The sequence below is a fragment of the Streptomyces roseifaciens genome (assembly GCF_001445655.1).
GTDB classification, from domain to species: domain Bacteria; phylum Actinomycetota; class Actinomycetes; order Streptomycetales; family Streptomycetaceae; genus Streptomyces; species Streptomyces aureoversilis.
Genome location: NZ_LNBE01000003.1, coordinates 823828 through 845853, shown reverse-complemented (window position 1 = coordinate 845853; position 22026 = coordinate 823828). Strand labels below are relative to the sequence as shown.

Annotated in this window: 13 protein-coding genes; 5 read left to right on the top strand and 8 right to left on the bottom strand. The window is 74.1% G+C overall.

Features of this window, described 5'->3' with window-relative positions; all coding sequences use genetic code 11:
• Positions 1-401: 401 nt before the first annotated feature.
• From AS857_RS09550 to AS857_RS09535, 4 genes are all read right to left on the bottom strand, one after another.
• Positions 402-2468 (bottom strand): ABC transporter ATP-binding protein, encoded by a 2067-nt coding sequence (locus AS857_RS09550; protein WP_063804215.1) that lies wholly within the window; start codon positions 2466-2468, stop codon positions 402-404.
• Positions 2469-2983: 515 nt separating this feature from the next.
• Positions 2984-3928: a D-alanyl-D-alanine carboxypeptidase family protein gene (locus AS857_RS09545; protein ID WP_079110198.1), complete on the bottom strand. Its 945-nt coding sequence runs from the start codon at positions 3926-3928 to the stop codon at positions 2984-2986.
• Between the two features lie 237 nt (positions 3929-4165).
• Complete coding sequence (locus AS857_RS09540) at positions 4166-4930, bottom strand: CbtA family protein (protein ID WP_058042689.1); 765 nt, start codon at positions 4928-4930, stop codon at positions 4166-4168.
• A 21-nt stretch (positions 4931-4951) separates the two neighbouring features.
• Positions 4952-5176 carry a CbtB domain-containing protein gene (locus tag AS857_RS09535; RefSeq protein WP_058042688.1) on the bottom strand — a complete coding sequence of 75 codons (225 nt, stop codon included), beginning with the start codon at positions 5174-5176 and terminating at the stop codon, positions 4952-4954.
• Positions 5177-5461: 285 nt separating this feature from the next.
• On the opposite strand from AS857_RS09535, the gene AS857_RS09530 reads away from it, so the two are divergent.
• The 3 genes from AS857_RS09530 (at position 5462) to fes (ending at position 9613) form a co-directional block, all read left to right on the top strand.
• Positions 5462-6070: a histidine phosphatase family protein gene (locus AS857_RS09530; protein ID WP_058042687.1), complete on the top strand. Its 609-nt coding sequence runs from the start codon at positions 5462-5464 to the stop codon at positions 6068-6070.
• 14 nt (positions 6071-6084) lie between these two features.
• The gene (gene fhuB, locus AS857_RS09525; RefSeq protein WP_058042686.1) at positions 6085-8280 is read left to right on the top strand and encodes a Fe(3+)-hydroxamate ABC transporter permease FhuB; all 2196 of its coding nucleotides are present in this window, start codon (positions 6085-6087) and stop codon (positions 8278-8280) included.
• 103 nt (positions 8281-8383) lie between these two features.
• Positions 8384-9613, top strand: a complete 1230-nt coding sequence (gene fes / locus AS857_RS09520) for an enterochelin esterase (protein ID WP_058042685.1) — start codon at positions 8384-8386, stop codon at positions 9611-9613.
• Between the two features lie 198 nt (positions 9614-9811).
• Here fes and AS857_RS09515 read toward each other — a convergent pair whose 3' ends face one another.
• From AS857_RS09515 to AS857_RS09505, 3 genes are read right to left on the bottom strand one after another with little or no spacing between them, the layout of a single operon-like run.
• Positions 9812-11233, bottom strand: a complete 1422-nt coding sequence (locus AS857_RS09515) for a DHA2 family efflux MFS transporter permease subunit (RefSeq protein ID WP_058044029.1) — start codon at positions 11231-11233, stop codon at positions 9812-9814.
• 5 nt (positions 11234-11238) lie between these two features.
• Positions 11239-11442: an MbtH family protein gene (locus AS857_RS09510; protein ID WP_058042684.1), complete on the bottom strand. Its 204-nt coding sequence runs from the start codon at positions 11440-11442 to the stop codon at positions 11239-11241.
• 4 nt (positions 11443-11446) lie between these two features.
• Positions 11447-18652 (bottom strand): amino acid adenylation domain-containing protein, encoded by a 7206-nt coding sequence (locus tag AS857_RS09505; RefSeq protein WP_058042683.1) that lies wholly within the window; start codon positions 18650-18652, stop codon positions 11447-11449.
• A gap of 142 nt (positions 18653-18794) precedes the next feature.
• Here AS857_RS09505 and AS857_RS09500 point away from each other — a divergent pair, with 142 nt between their 5' ends.
• On the top strand, positions 18795-19928 hold the full coding sequence (locus AS857_RS09500) for a M20 family metallopeptidase (protein WP_079110197.1): 1134 nt from the start codon (positions 18795-18797) through the stop codon (positions 19926-19928).
• Positions 19929-20038: 110 nt separating this feature from the next.
• Here the strand turns inward: AS857_RS09500 and AS857_RS09495 are convergent, their stop codons facing one another.
• Positions 20039-21040: an ABC transporter substrate-binding protein gene (locus AS857_RS09495; RefSeq protein WP_058042682.1), complete on the bottom strand. Its 1002-nt coding sequence runs from the start codon at positions 21038-21040 to the stop codon at positions 20039-20041.
• A gap of 174 nt (positions 21041-21214) precedes the next feature.
• Here AS857_RS09495 and AS857_RS09490 point away from each other — a divergent pair, with 174 nt between their 5' ends.
• Positions 21215-22024: an ABC transporter ATP-binding protein gene (locus AS857_RS09490; protein WP_058042681.1), complete on the top strand. Its 810-nt coding sequence runs from the start codon at positions 21215-21217 to the stop codon at positions 22022-22024.
• Positions 22025-22026: the final 2 nt, after the last annotated feature.

Genomic DNA, 22026 nt, shown 5'->3' with positions numbered 1-22026 from the left:
CACAACCCCCGGACGCCTGTAGACACTTGCTCAATACAGTGAAATGGGCCGTACCCGGCACTTGCCCGGAACCGTGAATTCACCCCGTTTTTCCCGGCAGCCGCCTCCCGCTAAACACAGGAGGCGGCGTGATCCACACAGAAATCGGCAGCCCCGCAAGGCGTCCTGGAATTCGATACGGCTCGGGCCCGTAACCCCGGGGGCGGTTACGGCGTTCCTCTACTCACTTGGCGGCCAGCCCCGGAAAGGCCTGGCCGAGATGCACGCACAGGACGGAGATGAGAACCGCGGCCGTGATCACACCCAGGCACCCCAGAACATCGCGCAAGGTGCTCGCCAGCGGACTCAACGGGTCCGGCGGAGGCACGGGCGGAGCGGGCGGAGCGGACACCGCCCTGTCCTCAGGTCTGGGCGGGCTGTGCATGCGGCGAACTCTTGCGCGGGGCGGGGTCGGAGGCGGCATGGGCAGGGGTATGGGCGGAAGCGGAAGCGGCGGTCTGGGCGGAAGCCGGAGCCTGGCCGGGAGCGGCGGCCTGGGGCGCGCCGAAGCCGTACTGGGCGGCCTGGAGCTCGTACATCGACCGGTACAGGCCGCCGTCGACGGCCATCAGCTCCTCGTGCGTCCCCTCCCCCACCACCCGGCCGTTGTCGAGGACGTAGATGAGGTCGGCGGTCGCGGTCGCGGCGAGCCGGTGGGTGATCAGCAGGACGGTCGTGCCGCCGTCGGTCAGCGACCGCAGCGACTGGAACGCCTCCGCCTCCGCCTTGGGGTCCAGGGCCGAGGTCGGCTCGTCGACGATCAGCAGGGGCGCGCGGCGGTAGCGGGCGCGGGCGCTGCCCAGGCGCTGCCACTGACCGCCGGAGATCTGGGTGCCGCGCTCGAAGCCCTTGACCACGAGGCTGTCCCACTGGTGCGGCAGCGAGTCGACGACGCCGGTGGCACCGGACTCGGCGGCGGCCCGCTCGATCCGGTCCTGGTCCGGCGGCGTCCCCGGGCGGCCGATGTGGATGTTGGCGCGGGCCGTCATGGGCCAGCGGGGGAAGTCCTGGGACAGCACGGCGACCTGGTCGAAGAGCAGGTCGCGGTCGGCGTCGCGGATCTCGACCCCGTTCCAGTACAGCTGCCCGGAGGTCGGCAGGTACAGCCCGGCGACGAGCTTGGACAGGGTGGTCTTGCCGGAGCCGTTCGCACCGACCAGCGCGACGACCTTGCCCGGCGGGACGGTCAGGCTGACCTCGCTGAGCGCGGGTGCCGGGGCCCCGGGATAGACGAAGGTGACCTTCTCCAGCCGGATCTCCTTCACGCCCGGCGCCATCGGCGTGCCGCCCTCGGGGATGGCGTGCCGCTCCGCCTCCACGCAGGCGCGCTCCAGGTCGCTGAGGTACATGGCCTCCTCGTAGAGCCGGTTGACCTGGGTCACCAGCGCGGTGAGGCTCGCGCCGGCGGCCCGGACGGCGATCACCGCTGTGCCGGCGACGGCCAGCGGCATGCCGCCCGAGGCCAGCAGCAGCCACAGCGCTCCGTAGACGACGAGCGCGGCGGTCCCCGAGAGCGCGGAAGCGGCGGTGCGCGTGACCGCCTCGGCGCGGGCCAGGCGCTGCTGCTCCTTCTCCACGGTGGCGGCCATGTCGTCGTAGGCGCCGACGAGCATGCGGCCCGCGCCGTGCACCCGGATCTCGGCGGCGGTGTCGAGGCCGGTGAGCGTGGAGGTGATGACGGAGATGGCGCGCCGGTGCTCGATCCAGGCGTGCCGGGAGGCGTACTGCCGCCGGGCGGTGACGACCGCGCCCCAGCCCTTGGGGGCGGCCACGAGCAGCAGCATGGGCACCAGGGACGGGTGCAGCAGGGCGAGCACCCCGGCGGAGGCGGCCAGCCCCACGACGGCGTTGACGACGGTGACCGACGAGCCGATCATCAGCCGGACCGAGTCGGTGCCGAACCGGCCTGCGTCGAGCAGGCGGTGGAAGTCCTTGTCCTCCAGGACCGCGAGCTCCACGCGGACCGCGCCGCGGTAGAAGCGTGCGGTGCACACCCGCTCCACCTTCGGCTCCAGCTGCCCGGCGGCCGCCACGGAGACCGCCGAGAGCAGCGCGGTGGCGGCGGCGACCGAGGTGACCGCCAGCAGCGACGGCAGGGCCTCGCGCAGCCGCTCGGTGGTGGGTCCGGCGGTGAAGAGGGCGGTCAGCGCGCGGTTGGCGGCGACCAGCCCGAAGGCGCGCGTCAGCCCCTGGCCCAGCTCGGCGCCGACGAGCGCGAGCAGCGCCGGGCGGTCCTCGCACCAGGCGGCCCGGGTGACGGTGGCGACCATGGCCGGAAGCTGACGGGCCATCGACCAGAACGACAGCCGCAGCAGCGGCCGTTCGTGGTTGACGAAGGCCTTGTCGTGCCGCAAGGCGCCACCGAACAGCAGGACTTCGCTCTCCGACACGGGGATCGGGCGCGGCGGGCGCCGCGCGAAGGGCGTCACCGTGCCTCCGGCACGCGGTAGGCTCGCGGGCCGGTCACGGACGTGGGGGGAGACGCCGCGGGGGACGCGGGGCGGGACATGAAGCCTCCTGAGGACGGTGGGGCGGGCCGGCGGGTGCGGGCAGGAGGGCGCTGGTGCTTGGCGGCGAGACGCGTCGGTGAACCGATCCGTGCCAAGGGCATGGCCGAGGAGCACGCCGCGGCTGCGGTACGCGGCGACGTGCCGGGGAGTCGGACTGAGGGGTGGTGGACGGGACCCCGGCGGACGGTGACCTGTCCGACGCCGTCGGGGTTTCCGCGGCCTTCCGGTGCCCGTTTCCGGACAGGAGGACTCTAGCCGCCCCGGCCCGCGGGAAAGTTCGCCAACCCGCAGTTCCCTGCAGACTGTTCACTCGTTCAGGTATAAGTGACCGCTGCTTCGCGGTAGTTGGTACAACGCGAGCCCGGACCCCTCGGCGGGGGTCCGGGCTCGGCGGTGCGGTGGCCCGCAGGACGTGCGCAGCGGGCGGCGTGCGGTCAGTCGTCGTGCGCCGCGGAGGGAAGCCGGCGCAGCTTCAGGGGCGTGCGCTTCTTGAAAGCGTAGTCGAGCATCTCGGCGGCGTCCGGGTAGCGGTTCGCTGCGTCGTTGAGGACGACCCCGACGACGCTCCGCCCGCCCTGCCGCGCGGCGAACACCAGGCAGGGCCCGGAAGCCGTGGTGGTCCCGGTCTTGATCCCCGTCACGCCCCGGTACGAGCCGAGCAGCTTGTTGGTGTTGTACCAGGTGTACAGCCGGTTGACGTTCTTCGCCTTCTGCTGGGTGTTCAGCGCGGAGACGACGGTGCGGAAGGTGGCGCTGCGCAGGGCGTGCCGGGAGAGCTCGGCCAGGTCCCGGGGGGTGGAGTAGTTCCTGCCCGCGGAGGAGATGCCGTCGAAGGAGTCGTAGTTGGTGCCGCGCAGCTTCAGCTGCCGGGCCTTGGCGTTCATCTTGGCGACGAACGACTTCGTGCGGGCCGCCTCGTCGGGTCCCGTGCCGAAGGCGTCGGCGAGGGCGTAGGCGGCGTCGCAGCCGGAGGGGAGCATCAGCGCGTACAGGAGCTGACGCGCCGTGAGCTTGTCGCCGGTGCGCAGGTCCGCCGTGCTCGCGCCGGTCCGCTGGACGTAGTCGCGGTAGGACTGCTTAATCTCGATCTGCCGCTCCAGGTTCACCCCCGGGGTGTCCAGCACCACCACCGCGGTCATGATCTTCGTGGTGCTGGCCATGGGCCGCTTGACGGTCGCGTCCTTGGCCCACAGCGGGCGCGCGGAGGCGGCGTCCATCAGGTAGGCGCCCTTCGCGTCGACCGACGGGCCGTGCGCGGCGTGCGCGGCCGGTGCCGGGAGGGCGGCGGCGAGGGCCGCGGCCGTCGCCGTCACCGTCGCCGCCAGTGGCGCTCCCCACGCTCCCCGGCGGCGGTCCTGCTCTCCCCCACGTCGCTGCATCAAGGCTCCATTCCCAGGCTGTCGGTGGTCGGGGCGAGCGGCATCGTCGCACCAGCCCGTGCGCGGAAAGAAATCCGAACCACTAACGGGTGAGCGGGACTTATGAGGCTGACGGGGCGTGCGGGGCGGCACGGGGAGGGCCCTCGGGAGCGGCGCCGGAGGGGGCATGGGAAGAGCCCGCCCGGTGGCCCGGGCGGGCTCTTCTCGTGAGGGTGCGGCGGGGGCGCCGGCGGGGGATCAGCCCGCCTGTGCCGCCGCCCGGGCCTTGTCCGGCGCACCGGCCCGCGGGGCCAGGAGCCGTTCGGCCAGGTGGCCGAAGACGAGGCCGAAGCCGGTCCACAGCAGGACCTGCACCGCCAGGGCCGACAGGCGGAACTTCCACAGCAGGCCCGCCGGGAAGTCGTCGGGCAGTTCGTTGACCGAGGGCAGGAAGGCGTAGGCCAGGCCGACGGCGATCACGAAGGCCGCCCCCGCCGCGACCGTCGCGTTCCAGTTGCCCAGCCGGGGCGCGAGGCGCTTGCCGAGGATTACCGCGCCGACCGACAGCAGGATGCTGAGCGCGATCATCAGGAAGAACAGCGCGGTGCGCTTGTCGAGGGAGTCGGGGTCGCCGACGGAGGGCGGGTTGGCCGGGTACTTCAGGAACGGCACCACGTAGACGGCCAGGAGCGCGCCGAGCGAGACCAGCGCGGCCGTGGCCCGCGGGCCGAAGCGGCCGATGCGGCCCAGGGTGACGCAGAAGACCAGCGCAGCGATGCCGCCGATCGCGACGCCGTAGACGAGGATGCCGGTGGCCAGCCCGGCCGTGGACTGCATGGTGCGGCTGACCGGGTCCTCACCGCCCTCACCGTGGTCGTGGGGGCTGTGGGCCTCCTCGAAGGCGATGGCGGAGTCCACGTGGGGCTCGCCGAGGAAGTAGGCGACGGCGAGGGCCAGGACGCCGGCGACGAGGCCCGCGAGCATGCCGCGGACGAGCAGGGCTCTGACGGAGATCGAGTTCACGGTGGTTCCCCTGGTGGCTCGTCAGTGGCAGGGGAAGCCGAGCAGGTGGCGCCCGTCGTGGACCCACTCGTGCACGTTCTCGCCGGCGATGAGGGAGGTGGCGCCCTGCTCGGCGCCGACGAAGTAGAGCAGGACCAGCATGAGGATGCCCACGAAGAGCGCCCACGGGGCGATCTGCTTGAGCGAGATGGGGGCGACCGCGGGTATCGCGGACGAACCGGCGGCGGGGGCGGCGGACTGGGCCATGGCAGAACCTCCTGGGGAACACGCGTCCCGATCATTGGGGCCTAGGACGACAGTGCGGGGTCTGACTTCCCTGCGGGGGCTCCGCCGGGTACACAGTGGCGCGACCGTGCCGGGATCTCACCGGGCTTCCGTCACACCGTCGTCATTGCCACGCGACCGTACCGCGCGCGGGTGACCTGCGCTACGGCGTGCGGATGCTCACCCCGGCGCGCGGCTCCGGCGGCGCCCGTGATCTGCTGATTCGCGGCAGACGCCACCCGTTGACAGAGGGGGACGAGGACCACCGTGACCGTCCGTGTGATGCTGATCTCACCCGCCGCCGACACCCCTGCGCACGAGGCCCGGTTCGGCGACGACGGGCCGCTCGGCGCGGCGGGGCTGCGCCGCACGAGGGCGGCGGCCGGTTCGCTGCCGGCCGCCGGGCGGGTGCTGACCGCGCCGTCGGCCCGCTGCACCGAGAGCGCGGCGGCCCTCGGCCTGGCCGCGGCCCGTCCCGAGCCGGCGCTGCGCGACCTCGATCCGGGCCGCTGGCGCGGCCGCCCGCTCGCCGAGGTCGGCACGGACGAACCCCGGGCCCTGGCCGCCTGGCTGACGGACCCTGGTGCGGCGCCGCACGGCGGCGAGTCGGTGCGGGACGCCGTCGCCCGGGTAGGCGCCTGGCTCGACGGCCTGGAGGACGGCAGGGTGCTGGCCGTCGCCGCTCCGGCGGTGGTCCGCGCCGCACTGGTCCACGCCCTGGCCCTGCCGCCGCAGACGTTCTGGCGCCTCGATGTGCTGCCGCTGTCGGTGACGGAACTGTCGGGGCGCGCGGGCCGGTGGAACCTGCGCTGCGGCGTTCCGCTTCCGCAGGGGACGACGGACACCGCCTCGCCTGCGGAAACACAAACTCCTTAGGCTAGCCTTACCTTATGACTGTGTCGCAAGTGGGCCCCCCGGAGGTGCAGCCCGCCGGCCAACAGGCCCCGGCGGGGCGTGTGCACGGCAACCGGGCCGTCCTGACCGCCTCGGCCCTCCTCGTGGTGGGGGTCCTCGTGCTGTCCGCCCTCTCCCTGTCCGTCGGGGCGGGCGAGGTCGGGGCCGGGGACGTGCTGGACTACGTCCTCGGGCGGAACGGGGCCCGCGACAGCTCCCGGCTCTCGCTGGTCGTCGGCGACCTGCGGCTGCCCCGGACGCTCACCGCACTGGCCGTCGGCGCCGCGCTCGGCACCGCGGGCTGCCTGTTGCAGGCCGTCACCCGCAATCCCCTGGCCGAGACCGGCCTGCTCGGCGTGAACGCCGGTGCCTCGCTCGGTGTCGTCGTCGGCATCGCCTTCCTCGGCGTGAGCAGCGGCTACGGCTACCTCCTGTGGGCCTTCGGCGGCGCCGTCCTGGCCAGTGCGCTGGTGCTGCTCATCGCGAGCCGCCGCGGCGGCGGTTCCCCGATGCGGCTGGTGCTCGCCGGCTCCGCGCTCGGAGCCACCTTCGGCGGCATCACCAGCGTGCTCATCGTCAACTCCGCCGAGACCTACGACCGCTTCCGCTTCTGGGTCCTGGGCTCGCTCGCGGGCGTCGAGGGCTTCACGAAGCTCGGCAGCCTGGTGCCCGTCCTCGCCGCCGGATTCGTCGTCGCACTGCTGATCGCCCGCCCGCTGTCCGCGCTCGCGCTCGGCGACGACCTCGCCAAGGGGCTGGGCCACCGGCCCGGCGTCATCCGCGTCGTCGTGGCCGTGGCCGTCACCCTGCTCACCGCCGCGTCCGTGGCGCTCGTCGGACCCATCTCCTTCCTCGGCCTGCTCGCCGGGTTCCTCGCACGGGCCGTCACCGGACCGCGCCTCACCGCCCAGATCGTGCTCGCCGGCCTCATCGGCGCGGGCGTGCTGACCGGCTCCGACGTCCTCGCCCGCGTGGTCTCCCGGCCGTTCGAGGCGCCCGTCTCCGTCATCATCGCCCTCTTCGGCGCCCCCGTTCTCATCGCCATCGTCCGCTCACGGCGGATGGCCTCGATGGGCATGACCGACCCCGCCGCGGAGGAGAGCCCGAAGGGCGGGCGCGGTGTCGGAGCCCGGCTGCCCCGTCCCCGCAAGGGAGAGGACGGCGGCGCCGACACCCTCGTCGTCCGCAGCGGCTCCCTGTCGCTGCTCGTGCCGCGCCGGGCCGCCGTCGCGGCCTTCGCCCTCGCCGCCCTGCTCGTCGGCGCGGTCGTCCTCTCCGCGTACGCCGGGCAGAGCGAGATGAGCCTGAGCCGTACGTTCAACGCCGTCTTCGGGTCGGGCGACCGGTTCGACGTCCTGCTCGTGCAGAAGTTCCGGCTCGGCCGGATCGTGGCAGGGCTCGCCGCGGGCGCGGCCCTCGGCCTCGCCGGCTGCCTCACGCAGACCCTCGCCCGCAACCGGCTCGCCACGCCCGAACTGCTCGGCGTCAACGACGGCGCGACCGCCGCCGTCCTGCTGTCCGCCACCCTCAGCGGCACGTTCGGCGCGTGGTGGGCGGGCCCGCTCGGCGCGCTCGCCGCCGTGCTCGTCGTCACCACCGTCTCCGGCGGCCTGGGCCAGCGCGGTTACCGCGTCCTCGTCGTGGGCCTCGCCATGTCGGCGCTCGCCTCGGCGATCACCCAGGTCGTCCTCTCCCGCCGCTCCCTGAACTCGGCCAGTTCGCTGTACGTGTGGACGTCCGGCAGCCTCAACGGCCGCAGCTACTCCGTGGCCATGCCGGTCCTCATCGGCCTGGCCGTCCTGGTGCCGCTCGCCCTGGTCGTCGCCCGCCACCTCAACGTGCTGCGGTTCGACGACTCCACCGCCGCCTCGCTCGGCGTCGCGCCGGGCCGGGTGCGGCTGGTGTGCATGCTGCTCGCGGTCGGCCTCGCCGGCCTCGCGGTGGGCATCTGCGGGCCGGTCGGCTTCATCGCCCTCGCCTCGCCCGTGATCGCGGGGCGGCTGGCCGGGCCGCTGCGGGTGCCTGTGCTGGGCTCCATGCTGGTCGGGGCCACGCTCGTCGTCCTGGCGGACACCGTGGGGCGGGTCGCGCTCGACGGGGCGGAGATTCCCGTCGGGATCGTCAGCACCGTTCTCGGCGGGCCGTTCCTGCTGTGGGTGCTGCTGGGGCGGTCGGCGGCGACGCGGGTGTAGTCGTTCCCGGGGCTCCGCCCCGGACCCCGGTCCCCGATCGCCGGACGGGATCGATTGATGCCCAGTCCCAGCCTCGTTTCGCCTGCCTGAGACAAGGAAGCCCATGGAACCGCAGAGCCCCCTCCTCCGCGACCTCGCCGCCGCCGTGCGCCACCGCATACCCGACGCCCTCGGCACCTTCTGGCGGCACGCCGCCACCAAGGGCACGCCCCTCGTGGAACCCGACCCCGAAGGCGACCCCGCCTGGCGGCTCGTCACCTTCCTCTGGCGTGACGAGCCCGACCGGCCCGCCTCCGACGTGCTCGCCCTCCTGCACACCGTCACCGACAAGGACCGGCACGCGGGCGACCTCGCGCCGCACCTCATGGGCAAGGTGGAGGGCACGGACGTCTGGGCCATCAGCCACCGGCTGCGGGCCGACCACCGGGCGTCGTACCAGTTCTTCGTGGCCCGCGGTCCGCGCGAGGAGACGCTGCGCGCGGACCGCAAGGCGTGGCTGCACGTCCTGGACTCCGCCGTGCCCGACCCGCTCAGCGCGCTCCCGGAGCTGCCCTCGCGCGACGGGCGGAACCCGTCGTCGGTGATGGCGCTCCCGGACGCCCCGGTCCAGGAGTGGGCCGCCGCCCGGCCGGGGACGGCGCGCGGCGCGCGGGCCGACGCCGTGGTCGACGGGCGGCGCGTCCACGTCCACCTGCCCGCCGGGCACCGGGCGGACGGCGGCCCGTACCCCGTCGTCGTGCTGCTGGACGGCGAGATGTGGGGGCCGGTCCTGGACTTCGGCACCGCCCTGGACAACCTGTACGCGGACGGGCGCGTCCCGCCGGCGGTCACGCTGATGGTGGACACCATGGGCCGTGCCCGCCGCATGGAGGACCTCAGCTGCAGCGAGGGGTTCGTCGACTGGCTGGCCGACGTCCTGCTGTCGTGGGCCGCGCAGGCCCACGGGGCCACGGGCGACCCGGCGCGCACGGTCGTGGCGGGGCAGAGCGCGGGCGGGCTGACGGCCGCGTTCGCCGCGTTCCGGCGGCCGGAGCGGTTCGGCAACGCCCTCTCCCAGTCCGGCTCCTTCTGGTGGCCGGACGGGACGGAGTTCGACGGCGGCAGCGAGTGGCTGACCCGGCAGTTCGCGGTGAGCGAGAAGCTGCCCGTCCGCCTCCGCGTGGAGGTGGGCCTGCAGGAGTGGATGCTCCTCCCGCAGAACCGCCACCTGCGCAACGTGCTGGAGGCCCGGGGCTACGACGTCGCCTACGGCGAGTTCAACGGGGGCCACGACTACGCCTGCTGGCGCGGGGGGCTCGCCGCGGGGCTGGCGGCCCTGCTGGCACCAAGGTAGGCCTGCCCGGCGGCTCACGACGCACGCGTCGTTGCGGCGGTCACGCATTCCGCCGAACCCTCACTGCCGTGGTGCAACGCCGTTGCGGCGGAAAGAAAAGTCCGCCGCAACGGCGAGGTACCACGACGCAGCTGTCCGGCGGTGCCGTCCCGGGCCGCAGCGCAGTCCGACCACGGCCCCGCCGGGCCAGCCCGTGCGTCAGGCCGCGGCCTGTATCTCCTCGTCCCGCGGCTCGTCGTCGAACGGCGGCGGCGCGGGGGCGTCCTTGGGCATCCGCAGCGCGACGAGCGCGCCGAGGGCGACCAGGCCCGCCGTGACCAGGATCGCCGCCCGGTAGGGGCCGGGGTCCGTGTCCTGTCCGTGCGAGCCGCCGGAGGCCGCGATCACCGCGGCCGTCGCGGCGATGCCGAGCGCGCCGCCCAGCGTGCGCACGATGGTGAACAGGCCCATCGCCTGGCCCATGGCCGGGGGCGGGACGTCCGCGAACCCGGCGATCTGGACGGTCAGCACGGCCGTGCCGAGCACGAGGCCGACGCAGAACATCAGCGCCCGCACCGCCCAGGCGTTCTCCGCGACGCCCGGCACGGCCAGCGCGCCGAACACGCCCGTGGCCAGGACCAGGGCGGGCACGGCGAGCAGCCGCGGGCCGAGCTTCGGCATCAGCCGGTCGGCGACCTGCGAGGCCAGCATCAGGCCGAGCGCCTCGGGGAAGACGCTCAGGCCCGCGTCCAGGGCCGAGGCCCCGAGCGCCGCCTGGTAGAGCAGCGGGAACGCGAAGAGGACGCCCATCAGGCCGGCCGAGGTGACCAGGGCGAGCGCCGTGGCCGAGGCGAACACCTTGTCCGCGAGCAGCCGCAGCTCCAGCAGCGGGGTTTTCGCCCGGAGCAGGTGGACGCACCCGGCCACGAGCAGGACGAGCCCGAGCGGGCCGGCCACGGCGACGGACGGCGAGGTCCAGCCGTGCGCGGGGCCGAAGCCCAGCGCGTACGTGAGCAGGCCGAGCGCGGGGGTGGCCAGCAGGAAGCCGGGGACGTCGAACGGGGCGGCGCCGTCCTCCGCCTCCTCCTTCTCCTCGCGCAGCCCCACCACGCCCAGCAGCACCGCCGCCGCGCCGATCGGCACGTTGACGAAGAACAGCCAGTGCCAGGAGAAGTGCTCGGTCAGGAAGCCGCCCAGCGGCGGCCCGAGGGCCGGCATCAGGGCGGTCGGCACGATGAGGACCTTCGACAGCTTCATCCGCTCGTGCGGCGGGAAGGCGCGGAAGAGCAGCGTCATGCCGACCGGGGTGAGCAGGCCGCCCGCGAGGCCCTGCACGACGCGGGCGAGGACCAGGGTCGGCAGGTCCTGGGCCAGGCCGCAGACCGCCGAGGCCGCCGTGAAGACGGCCAGCGAGCCGAGGAAGACCTTCTTGGTGCCGAAGCGGTCGCCGAGCCAGCCGGCGACCGGCAGGGCGACGGCGAGCGCCACCAGGAAGGCGACCTCGACGGTGTTGGCGGCGGAGACGGGTTCGCCGAAGTCCCGGGCGATGGTGAGCAGCGCCGGGTTGACGATGGTGGAGTCGAGGCCGTTCATGCACATCGCCGCCGTGTACACGATCACGACGGCGACGCGCGGGTTCATGCCCTTCACCCCTGGGCCGCCGGGGCCAGGTCGGTCCAGTTCTCGGTGATCCAGTCGACGGCCTGCTGCCGCTCGCAGGGGCCGTGGACGACGGTCCAGCCGTCCGGCACGGCGGCGAAACCCGGCCAGAGGCTGTGCCGGCCCTCGGCGTTCACGAGGACGAGGAACGGGCCGTCGCCGTCGAAGGGGTTGGCGGGTGCGTCGCTCATGGGGTCAGTTCTCCAGGTTCTGCAGACGGTCGGCGATCACGCTCGCGATGTGCGCGATCGGTTCGGGCAGGGTCATGTCCTTGTGCGAGCAGGCGACGTCCGTGTTGTCGATGCGCCCGGTCACGTACGGGGTCCAGGTCTCGGGGGTGAGCTCGTCGTCGATGGTGTCGACGGTGGCCCGGAAGAAGAGCACGTCGCCCTCGTACGCCCGGTGGTCGAAGGCGCGCACCAGGTGGTTGGTGTTGAGGTAGGTGCGGTTGAGGGCCTCGATGGTGGCGTCGTCGAGGCTGGCCAGCGGGGAGCCCTCGCGGCGCAGCACGTCGGTGACGTGGGCGAGTTCGAAGGGCTTGCCCTCCAGGCTGTCCGGGCCGTAGCCGCCCATGGCGAGGAGCGCTTCGAGCGCCTCGGCCTGGTCGGGCACGGGCAGCTCGCGGAAGCCCTCGGCGGGGTAGGCGTCGAGGATGGCCAGCAGCTCGACCTCCTGCCCCAGGTCCTGCAGGCGGGTGGCCATGGCCTGGGCGATGATGCCGCCGGTGGACCAGCCGAGGAGGCGGTAGGGGCCCTGCGGCTGGACCTCGCGGAGCCGGTCGACGTAGTGCGCGGCGAGCTCCTCCAGGGTCTGCGGCAGCGGCTGCGCGGCGGTGGCCGGGCCGACGCCCTGGGCCTGCATGCCGTAGATCGGCACGTCGGCGGGCAGGTGGCGGATCAGGCCCGCGTAGCACCAGCTGAGGCCGCCGGCGGGGTGGACGCAGTACAGCGGGGCCTTGTCGCCGGGCGCGGCCGGGCGCAGCGGCAGCAGGACGTCCAGCGCGTCGGTCCGCTCCGAGGCGTCGAGTGCGGCGTCCAGGGCGGCTACGGTCGGCGCCTGGAAGATGGTGCCGATGCCGACGTCGGCGCCGAGGGCGTCCTTGACGCGTCCGGCGAGGCGCACGGCGAGCAGCGAGTGGCCGCCGAGGTCGAAGAAGTTGTCGTCGACGCCGACCCGGGGCAGGCCCAGGACGTCGGCGAAGATCGCGCAGAGCTGTTCCTCGCGGGGCCCGCGGGGGGCGCGGCCCTCGGTGACGGCGGCGGCGAGGTCGGGGGCCGGGAGGGCCTTGCGGTCGAGCTTGCCGTTGGCGGTCAGCGGCAGCCGGTCGAGGAGGACGACGGCCGAGGGCACCATGTGGACGGGCAGTTCGCCGGCGGCGTGCTCGCGCAGCGCGGCAGGGGTGATCTCGCGGGCCGGGACGGCGTAGGCGACGAGGCGCTTGTCGCCGGGGGTGTCCTCGCGGACGACGACGGCCGCGTCGGCGACGCCGGGGTGGTCGGCGAGGACGCCCTCGATCTCGCCGAGCTCGATGCGGAAGCCGCGGATCTTGACCTGGTGGTCGGCGCGGCCGAAGTAGTCGAGGTTGCCGTCGGGGCGGCGGCGGGCGAGGTCGCCGGAGCGGTACATGCGGGTGCCGCTCTCGCCGAAGAGGGCGGCGTAGGGGTCGGCGACGAAACGTTCCGCCGTGAGGGCGTGCCGGCCCAGGTAGCCGCGGGCCAGGCCCTCGCCGGCGACGTACATCTCGCCGGTGACGCCGGGCGGCACGGGCTGCAGGTACGGGTCGAGGACGTAGACGCGCAGGTCGGGGATGTTGACGCCGATGGTGCTGGAGGCGCCGGCCGCGGCCTTCTCCCGGTCCAGGGCGATGTACGACACGTGCACGGTCGTCTCGGTGATGCCGTACATGTTGACGAGCGTGGGCGCGTCCTCGGCGTGGCGCTCGTACCAGTCGGCGAGGCGAGCCAGTTCGAGGGCCTCGCCGCCGAAGACGACGTAGCGCAGGGCCAGGTCGCTGCCCGGGTTCTCCTTGTCGGCGGCCATCAGCTGGTAGAAGGCCGAGGGCGTCTGGTTGAGGACGGTGACGCTCTCCGCGGCGAGCAGGCGCAGGAAGGCGGCCGGGTCGCGGCTGACGAGGTGGGGCACGACGACGAGGCGGCCGCCGTGCAGCAGGGCGCCCCACATCTCCCACACGGAGAAGTCGAAGGCGTAGGAGTGGAAGAGCGTCCAGACGTCGGTGTGGTCGAAGCCGAACCACTGGTCGGTGGCGGTGAACAGCCGGACGACGTTGTGGTGGGTGACGGGGACGCCCTTGGGGCGGCCGGTGGAGCCGGAGGTGTAGATGACGTAGGCGACGTCGTCCGGGCCCACGGGCCGGACGCGCTCCTCCGGGGCCAGGTCCGCGGCCTCGTAGGCCTCGGCCTCCGCGCCGTCGACGAGCACGACGGGCAGGTCGTGCGCGGGGATGCGGGCCGCCGTGGCGGTGTCGGTGACGACGGCGGCGGGCGCGGCGTCCTGCAGCATGTACGCCAGGCGGTCGGCCGGGTAGTCGGGGTCCATCGGGAGGTAGGCGGCGCCGGCCTTGGCGACGGCCAGCAGGCCGGTCACCAGCTCCAGGGAGCGCGGCAGGGCGAGCGCGACGATCGAGCCGGGGCCGATGCCGCGCGCGGCGAGCAGCCGGGCGAGGCGGTTGGCGCGGGCGGACAGCCCGGCGTAGTCCAGCGACGCGCCGTCGCACGTGACGGCGGTGCGGCCGGGGTGGCGGCGGGCGGCGTCCTCGTAGAGCTCCACGAGGGTCTGCTTCGAGGGCGCGGGGGCCGGGGTGCCGGTGTTCCACTCGACGAGCAGGCGGTGGCGCTCGTCGTCGCCGAGCATCGGCAGCAGGCCGACGGGCGTGTCGGGGTCGGCGGCGGCAGCGGCCAGCAGGCGGGTCAGGTGGGCCGAGAGGCGCTCGGCGGTCGCGCGGTCGAAGAGGTCGGTGCGGAACTCCAGGAAGCCTGCGATGCCGCCGCCGGGCTGCTCCCCCGCGTTCAGGGTGAGGTCGAACTTGGCGGTGCCGGACGGCGTGGCCGTCATCGCGGCGGTCAGGCCCGGGCCCATGGCGAACGTCGCGTCGGGCAGGGACTGCCAGGCGAGCATCACCTGGAAGAGGGGGTGCCGGGCCAGCGAGCGCGGCGGGTTGAGCTCCTCGACGAGCCGGTCGAAGGGCAGGTCGCCGTGCTCGTAGGCGCCGAGCGTGGCGGTGCGGACGCGCTCCAGCAGCGTGCGGAAGGCGGGGTCGCCGGAGGTGTCCGCGCGCAGGACGAGGGTGTTGACGAAGAAGCCGACGAGGCCTGCGGTCGCGTCGTCGTCGCGGCCCGCCACGGGGGTGCCGAGCGGGATGTCGGTGCCGCAGCCGTAGCGGGTCAGCAGGGTCGCGAGGGCGGCCTGGACGACCATGAAGACGCTGGTGCCCGTGGTGCGGGCGAGCGTCTCGACGGCGGCGTGCGCGTCCGCGCCGAGGTGGAACGGCACGGTGTCGCCGGCGTAGGAGGCGACGGCCGGGCGCGGCCGGTCGGTGGGGAGTTCGAGCTGGTCGGGCAGGCCGGCGAGGGCCTGCTTCCAGTGCTCCATCTGGCGGTCGGCGAGCGCGGTGGGGGCGTCGGCGGTGCCGAGGAGCTCCTGCTGCCAGGCCGTGTGGTCGGCGTACTGGACGGGCAGCGGCGCGAGTTCGGGGGCCCGGCCCGCGGCACGTGCGGTGTAGGCGGCGGCGAGGTCGCGGGCGAGGGGCGTGGTGGAGGCGCCGTCGCCGGCGATGTGGTGCAGGAGGAGGAGCAGGGTGTGCTCCGTCCCGCCGTCGCCGAACAGGGTCACGCGCAGCGGGGGTTCGGCGGCCAGGTCGAAGCAGTGCCGGACGGCGGCGGTGACGTCGGCTGTCAGCGGGGCGGTGTGGAGCTCGGGGTACGCGTCGTCGGCCGTCAGGATCCGCTGGTAGGGCTCGTTGTCAGTGGCCGGGTATACGGTCCGGAGTGTTTCGTGACGCTCGGTGAGGTCGCGCAGGGCCAGGCGCAGAGCGTCCCGGTCGAGCGGGCCGGTGAGGTTGAGGAGCAGGGGGATGTTGTACGTGGGGCTGGGGCCTTCGAGCCGGTGCATGAACCACAGCCGCTTCTGGGCCGGGGAGAGCGGCATCCGCTCCGTGCGCGGCACGGCCACGAGGGCGGGGCGCTCGTCGGCCGGGCCGCCGGGGGTGCTGCTCAGGAGGGCGGCGAGGGCGGCGGGGGTGGGGTTGCGGAAGACGTCGGCGAGGCCGAAGCCCTCGCCTGCGCTCTCGCGGATGCGGGCGGCGATACGGCCGGCCAGCAGGGAGTGACCGCCCAGGGCGAAGAAGTCGGCGTCGGGGGACGGCGGGGCGTCCAGGCCGAGGACGTCCTGGAAGAGGCCGCAGAGCGCGGCCTCCTGCGGGGTGCGGGGCTCGCGGGCGGCCGGGCCGGCGGTGGGCTCGGGGTCGGGCAGGGCGCGGTGGTCGAGCTTGTCGTTGGCGGTGCGGGGCAGGGCGTCCAGGGCGAGGATCGCGGCGGGCACCATGTGGGCGGGCAGCTGTCCGGCGAGGTGGGCGCGCAGGGCTTCGGTGTCGAGGGCGGCCGGGCCGGTGCCCTCGGCGGGGACGGCGTAGCCCAGGAGGCGCTTGCCGTGGGCGGTGTCGCGGGCGATCACGGCGGCCTGGGAGACCGCGGGGTGGGCGGCCAGCGCGGCCTGGATCTCGCCGAGTTCGATGCGGAAGCCGCGGATCTTGACCTGGTCGTCGGCGCGGCCGAGGAATTCGAGGGTGCCGTCGGGGCGGCGGCGCACCAGGTCGCCGGTGCGGTACATGGCGGCGCCGGGCTCGCCGTGGAGGGCGCCGAAGGGGTCGGCGGTGAAGCGCTCGGCGGTGAGGTCGGGGCGGCCGAGGTAGCCGCGGGCCAGGCAGGCCCCGGCGATGTACAGCTCGCCGGTGACGCCGTCGGGCGCGGGGCGCAGGGAGGAGTCGAGCACGTAGGCGCGGGAGCCGCGGACGGGTCTGCCCTGGGGGGTGCCGTCCTCGCCGGCCAGCCAGTAGTAGGCGTCGACGGTGGTCTCGGTGGGGCCGTAGAGGTTGACGGGGCCCAGGCCCTCGGTGCCGGCCAGGCGCCGCCAGAGCGGCTCGGGCACGGTCTCGCCGCCCACGACGACGACGGCCGGGTGGTGCCGGCCCTCGTCCAGCAGCCCTTCGGCGAGGAGGGCTTCGGCGTAGGAGGGGGTGACGTCGAGGTAGTCGAGGCGCTCGTCGTGGACGTAGCCGGCGAGGGCGGCGGGGTCGCGGTAGCCGGCGTCGTCCAGCAGGTGCAGCTCGTGGCCGTGGACCAGCCAGATCAGCGGGTCCCAGGAGGCGTCGAAGGCGAAGGAGGCGCTGTGGCCGATGCGCAGGCGGTCGCGGCCGGTGCGGGCCACGGCGGGGGCGATGTGGTCGCTGCCGTGCCCGGCGTGCAGGTTGGCCAGCGAGGCGTGGGTGACGACGACGCCCTTGGGGCGGCCGGTGGAGCCGGAGGTGTGGATGATGTACGCGGCCTGACGGAGCGTGGGCGCGGCGGGTGCGGTCGCCGGGCGGGCGTCGATGCGGGCGCGGGTCTCCGGGTCGTCCAGGAGCAGGGTGGGGATGGCGTGCGGGGGCAGTGCGCGCACGGCGTCGGCGGTGCCGACGAGGCAGCCGGGCCGGGCGTCGTCGAGGACGGCGGTGATGCGCTGGGCGGGGTGCCCGAGGTCGAGGGGCTGGCAGACGCCGCCCGCCTTGAGGACGGCGAGCAGGGCGACGACGGTCGACGCGCTGCGGGGCAGGGCCAGGGCGACGGGGGTCTCGGCCGTGACGCCCGCGGCGGTCAGCTCGTGGGCCAGGCGGTTGGCGGCGGCCTCGAGTTCGGCGAAGGTGAGGCTCTCGCCGCCGCTGCGGACGGCCGTGGCGCCGGGGGTGCGGGCGGCCTGCGCGCTGAAGAGCCCGGGCAGGGTGTGCTCGGCGGGCGGCTCGGTGCGGCCGGCGGTGGCCCGGCGGATCCCGTCGGCGTCGAGCAGGTCGAGGGTGCCCACGGGCCGGTCGGGGTCGGTCAGGAGGAGGTCGGTCAGCGCGTCGAGGTAGCGCAGGAAGGCCCGTTCGTGGGCGGCGAGCTCCTCGGCGGTGTAGCGGCCGGGGTTGGCGTCGAGGCCGAGGAGGAGGGAGTCGCCGGGACCGGGGGTGACGGTGACGGCGAGGTCGTCGACGGGCCCGGCCGCGAGGTTGCGGACGGTGCCGGGCAGGCCCGCGAAGTCCAGGCCGCCGTCCTCGAACGGCTTGATGTTGACCATGGGGCCGAAGAGCGGCCGGTCGCTGCCGGTGAGGCCGAGGTCGCGGCGCAGGTCCTCCAGGCGGTAGCGCTGGTGCCGGCCGGCGGCGCGCACGGCGAGGACGACGCGGCGCACCAGTTCGGCGCCGGTGTCCCCGGGGCGGACGGCGAGGCGCAGCGGCATGACGTTGACGGTCATGGCGGGGGTGCGCAGGGCGGCGCGGCTGCGCCGGTTCTTCAGCGGAAGGCCCAGGAGGACGTCCTGGGCGCCGGATATGCGGTGCACGTAGCCGGCGGTGGCGGCCATGACGAGCTCGGCCCAGGTGCTGCCCTTGGCGGCTGCGGCCGCCTTCTCCAGGCGGGTGCGGGCGCCTGCGGGGAGGACGGCGGTGCGGCGCAGGACGGTCGTCGCGGGAGCGAAGGGGCGGGCGGAGAGGGAGGCGGGCTCGGGCCGGTCGCCGAGGTGGGCGCACCAGTGGTCGCGGTCGGTGGCGTGCTGGGCGCTCGCGCGGTAGGCGGCTTCCTCGTCGGTGAGTTCGCGCAGGGGGGCGAAGTCCGCGGCGGGGGGCTCCTCACCGGCGGCGAGCGCGGTGTAGACCTCGGCGACGCGGCGGCCGATGAGGGTCAGGGCGTAGGCGTCGACGGCGAAGTGGTGGACGCGCTGGTACCACCAGTGCAGTTCGTCGTCGATGCGGAAGAGCGCCTGGGTGACCAGCGGGCCGCGGGTGAGGTCGGCCGGGCGGTCGAGGTCGGCGCGCATCCAGGACTCGGCCTCGGCGCGCGGGTCGTCCGCGGTGCGCAGGTCGAGGCGGTGGAGCGCCGGTTCCTGTCCGGTGACGAGGCGCTGGGCGGGGACGGCGTCGTCGGCGGCGGGGTCGGCCGGCACGGCGAGCAGGGAGAGGGTCTCCGCCTCGCCGGAGGTGCGGTGCAGGGCCCGGGCGAAGAGCTCCTCGTCCAGGGCGCCCCGGATCTCCACGCAGTCACCCGTGTTGTAGACCGGGTTGTCAGGGGCGAGTTCCTGCGCGTACAGGATTCCGGCCTGGGCCGCGAGCAGCGGCAGCTCGACAGGAGACGTCTCGGCCTCGTGGTGACGCATGGTGTGGGGACTCCCGTTGTATGACAGCGATCTGGCCACACCGGTACCCCCCGGTATGTCAGCTTAGGTAAGCCTAAGCTATTTTTTGCCTCACCGTGAGAGTCTCCCACCACGGGGTGGGGAACGAACAGGAGTACCGATCATGACCGCGGCCGACGGCCTCAAATCAGCCCTGCGCGAGCGCGTACTCGCCCACCGCGACGACCTCCTGTCGCTCAGCAGGCGCATCCACGCGCACCCCGAGACGGCCTTCGCCGAGCACCGCGCCGCCGGCTGGTGCGCCGACTTCCTGCGCGGGCACGGCTTCGACGTGACGGCGCCCGCGTACGGCCTCGGCACCGCCTTCTCCGCGACGGCGGGTTCGGGGCCGGTCACGGTGGCCCTCGTCTGCGAGTACGACGCCCTGCCCGGCCTCGGGCACGCCTGCGGCCACAACCTGATAGCCGCGGCCGGCCTCGGCGCGGCCCTCGCGCTCGCGCCCCACGCCGATGAACTGGGGCTGACGGTACGGGTGCTGGGCACGCCCGCGGAGGAGCGCGGCGCGGGCAAAGCCCTCATGCTGGACGCGGGGGCCTTCGAAGGGGTCGACGCCGCGATGATGGTGCACCCGTGCCCGTTCGAGGTCGCCGAGTTCCGCTCGTTCGCGCTCGGCACGCTCTCCGTCGCGTTCACCGGCAAGGCCGCCCACCCGAGCCTCAACCCGCACGAGGGCCGCAACGCCGCCGACGCGCTCACCGTCGCCCAGGTCGCCCTCGGGCTGCTGCGCCAGCAACTGCCCCCGCAGTGGAAGGTGCACGGGGTGACCACGGGCGCCGGCACGGCACCCAACCTGATCCCCGACCGCGCCACGGCCGAGTACGAGATCCGCGCCTCAGCCGCCGAGGACCTGCGGGAGCTGCGCGAGCGCGTCGAGGCGTGCTTCCGCGCGGGCGCCCTGGCCACCGGCTGCGAGGTGGAACTGACCCGCCCCGAGCCCGACTACCTGGACTTCCGCACCGACGCGCAGCTCGTCGCGCTCTGGCAGGACAACGCCCGGGCGCTGGGCCGGCCCGAGCCGCTGCAGCGGGACGCCTTCGCGTGCACGGACATGGGGAACGTCTCGCACGTCGTGCCGTCGATCCACCCGGTGCTCGACATCAGCGGCGGGGCCTGCGGCCCGCACGAGGCGGAGTTCGCCGAGGCGGCGGTGTCGCCCCGCGGCGAGCAGGCGCTGCTCGACGGCGCGGTCGGGATGGCCTGGACGGCGGCCGACTTCGCGGCGGCGCGCCGCGCCTGACCGCTTCGGGGCTTCGCCCCGGACCCCGGCCCTGACCCCGGCCCTGACCCCGGTCCTCAATCGCCGGACGGCTCTTTCACTGCCGTGACCGGCGATTGAGGGCGAGGTGCTTACTTCGCCGAGAGCGCCTTCACGATGTCGTCCACGACGACCGTGCTGGCGATCGGGCCGCCGCGCGTGGACCAGACCGAACCGTCCACCGTCACGGCGTGGTTCTTCTTGACCGCGCCGAGGTCCTTGTAGGCCGGCTTCTCCTGGACGTCCTTCAGCGCCTTCTCACCGTCGGAGGTGAGGGTCGACAGGAACAGCCAGTCGCCGTCGATCTCGTTGATCTTCTCCAGGCTGAGCGCCGGGGTGTGGGCGTTGCCGTCCTTGTCCTGCGCCTTGGGGCGCTTGAGGCCCATGTCCAGGGCGACGCCGCTGGCGAACTGCTTCTTCTCCATCCAGCTGGGGCCGTCCGGGTTCCAGCGGACGATGCTGACCTCGGCGCCCTTGTTGTCGCCGAGGCCCTCGCCGGCCTTCTTGGCCTTGGCCTCGTAGTCGCCGATGACCTTGTTGGTCTCGTTCATCTTGTTCAGGGCGTTGCCGATGCCACGGAAGGAGAGCTTCCAGTCATCGGTCGGGGCCATGGTGACCAGCGTGGCCGGGGTGATCTCGCGCAGCTGCTTGAGCATCTGCTCGTCCTGCATGTCACCGGCCAGGATGAGGTCGGGCTTCGCGGCGACGACCTTGTCCATCACCGGCTGCAGCAGGTTGCCGACGACGTTGATGTCCTTGACCTTGTCGGCGAGGTAGGCCGGCGGCTTGCTCAGGCCCTGGCCGTTGGTGATGCCGACCGGCTTGACGCCCAGCGCCAGCACCGCGTCCAGGTCCTCCTGGGTGAGCGTCACGATGCGCTTGGGGTTGGCCGGGACCTTCACCGCGGTGCCGGTCGCGTCCTTGACGGTACGGGTGCCGCCGCCCGACTCGGCCGCGTTGTCGGACTTCTTGTCCGAGCCCTTGTCGGAGTCGGAGCCACAGCCGGTGACCAGCAGCGCGGCCGCCCCCACAGCGGCGAGCACCTGCACCGCGCGGCGCGGGGCGAAGGGGAGGAGGCGGTTGGGTGTGGTCATCAGAAGGCTCCGGGCGTGGGTGAAGACGGGGACGGAAAGGAATGGCAAAAGGACAGCAGGCAGCATGAGGAACCCCTCGCACCGGCCCGCAATGGACATTAGGTTAGCCTTACCTTAAAGCTCTCCCCATGGGAGGGTCCATATCAGCCGGCGATCTTCTGGAAAGGCCCGCCTGTGGAGCTCCGCGTCGAACAGCTCATCGCCGGATACCCCGGCCACCGCGCCGTGGCGGGAGTCGACCTGACCATCCCCTCCGGCCGGGTCGTCGCGATCGTCGGTCCCAACGGCTGCGGCAAGTCCACCCTGCTGCGCTCCGTCGCCCGGCTCCACCAGCCCGAGTCCGGCCGGGTGTACGCGGGCGACGCCGACATCTGGCAGCTGAAGCAGCGCCAGGCCGCGCACCGCATCGCCCTGCTCCCCCAGTCGCCGCTGGCCCCCGAGGCCGTCACCGTGGCCGGGCTCGTGCGCTACGGACGCCACCCGCACCAGGGCCTGTTCCGCCAGTGGTCGCGCGACGACGAGCGCGCCGTCGAGGAGGCGCTGCGCGCCACGGGCGTCGCCGCGCTCGCCGGCCGCCGGCTCGACCAGCTCTCCGGCGGCCAGCGCCAGCGCTGCTGGCTCGCGATGGTCCTCGCCCAGGAGACCCCGATCGTCCTCCTCGACGAGCCGACCAGCGCCCTGGACATCGGCCACGCCGTCGAGGTGCTCGACCTCGTCCGCGAGGTGGCCCTCGCCGGCCGCACGGTCGTCATGGTCCTGCACGACCTCGCGAGCGCCGCCCGCTACGCCGACACCGTCGTCGCCATGAAGGACGGGCGCGTCGTCGCCCACGGCGCACCGCGCGACGTCGTCGACACCGCCCTGGTGCGCGAGCTGTACGGCATCGAGGCCGACATCCTGGAGGCCCCCGCCGACGGCTCCCCCGTGGTCGTCCCGGCCCGGCGCGCGCCGGTGGCCGCAGCCGCGGTCGCAGCCGCCTCGTAGGA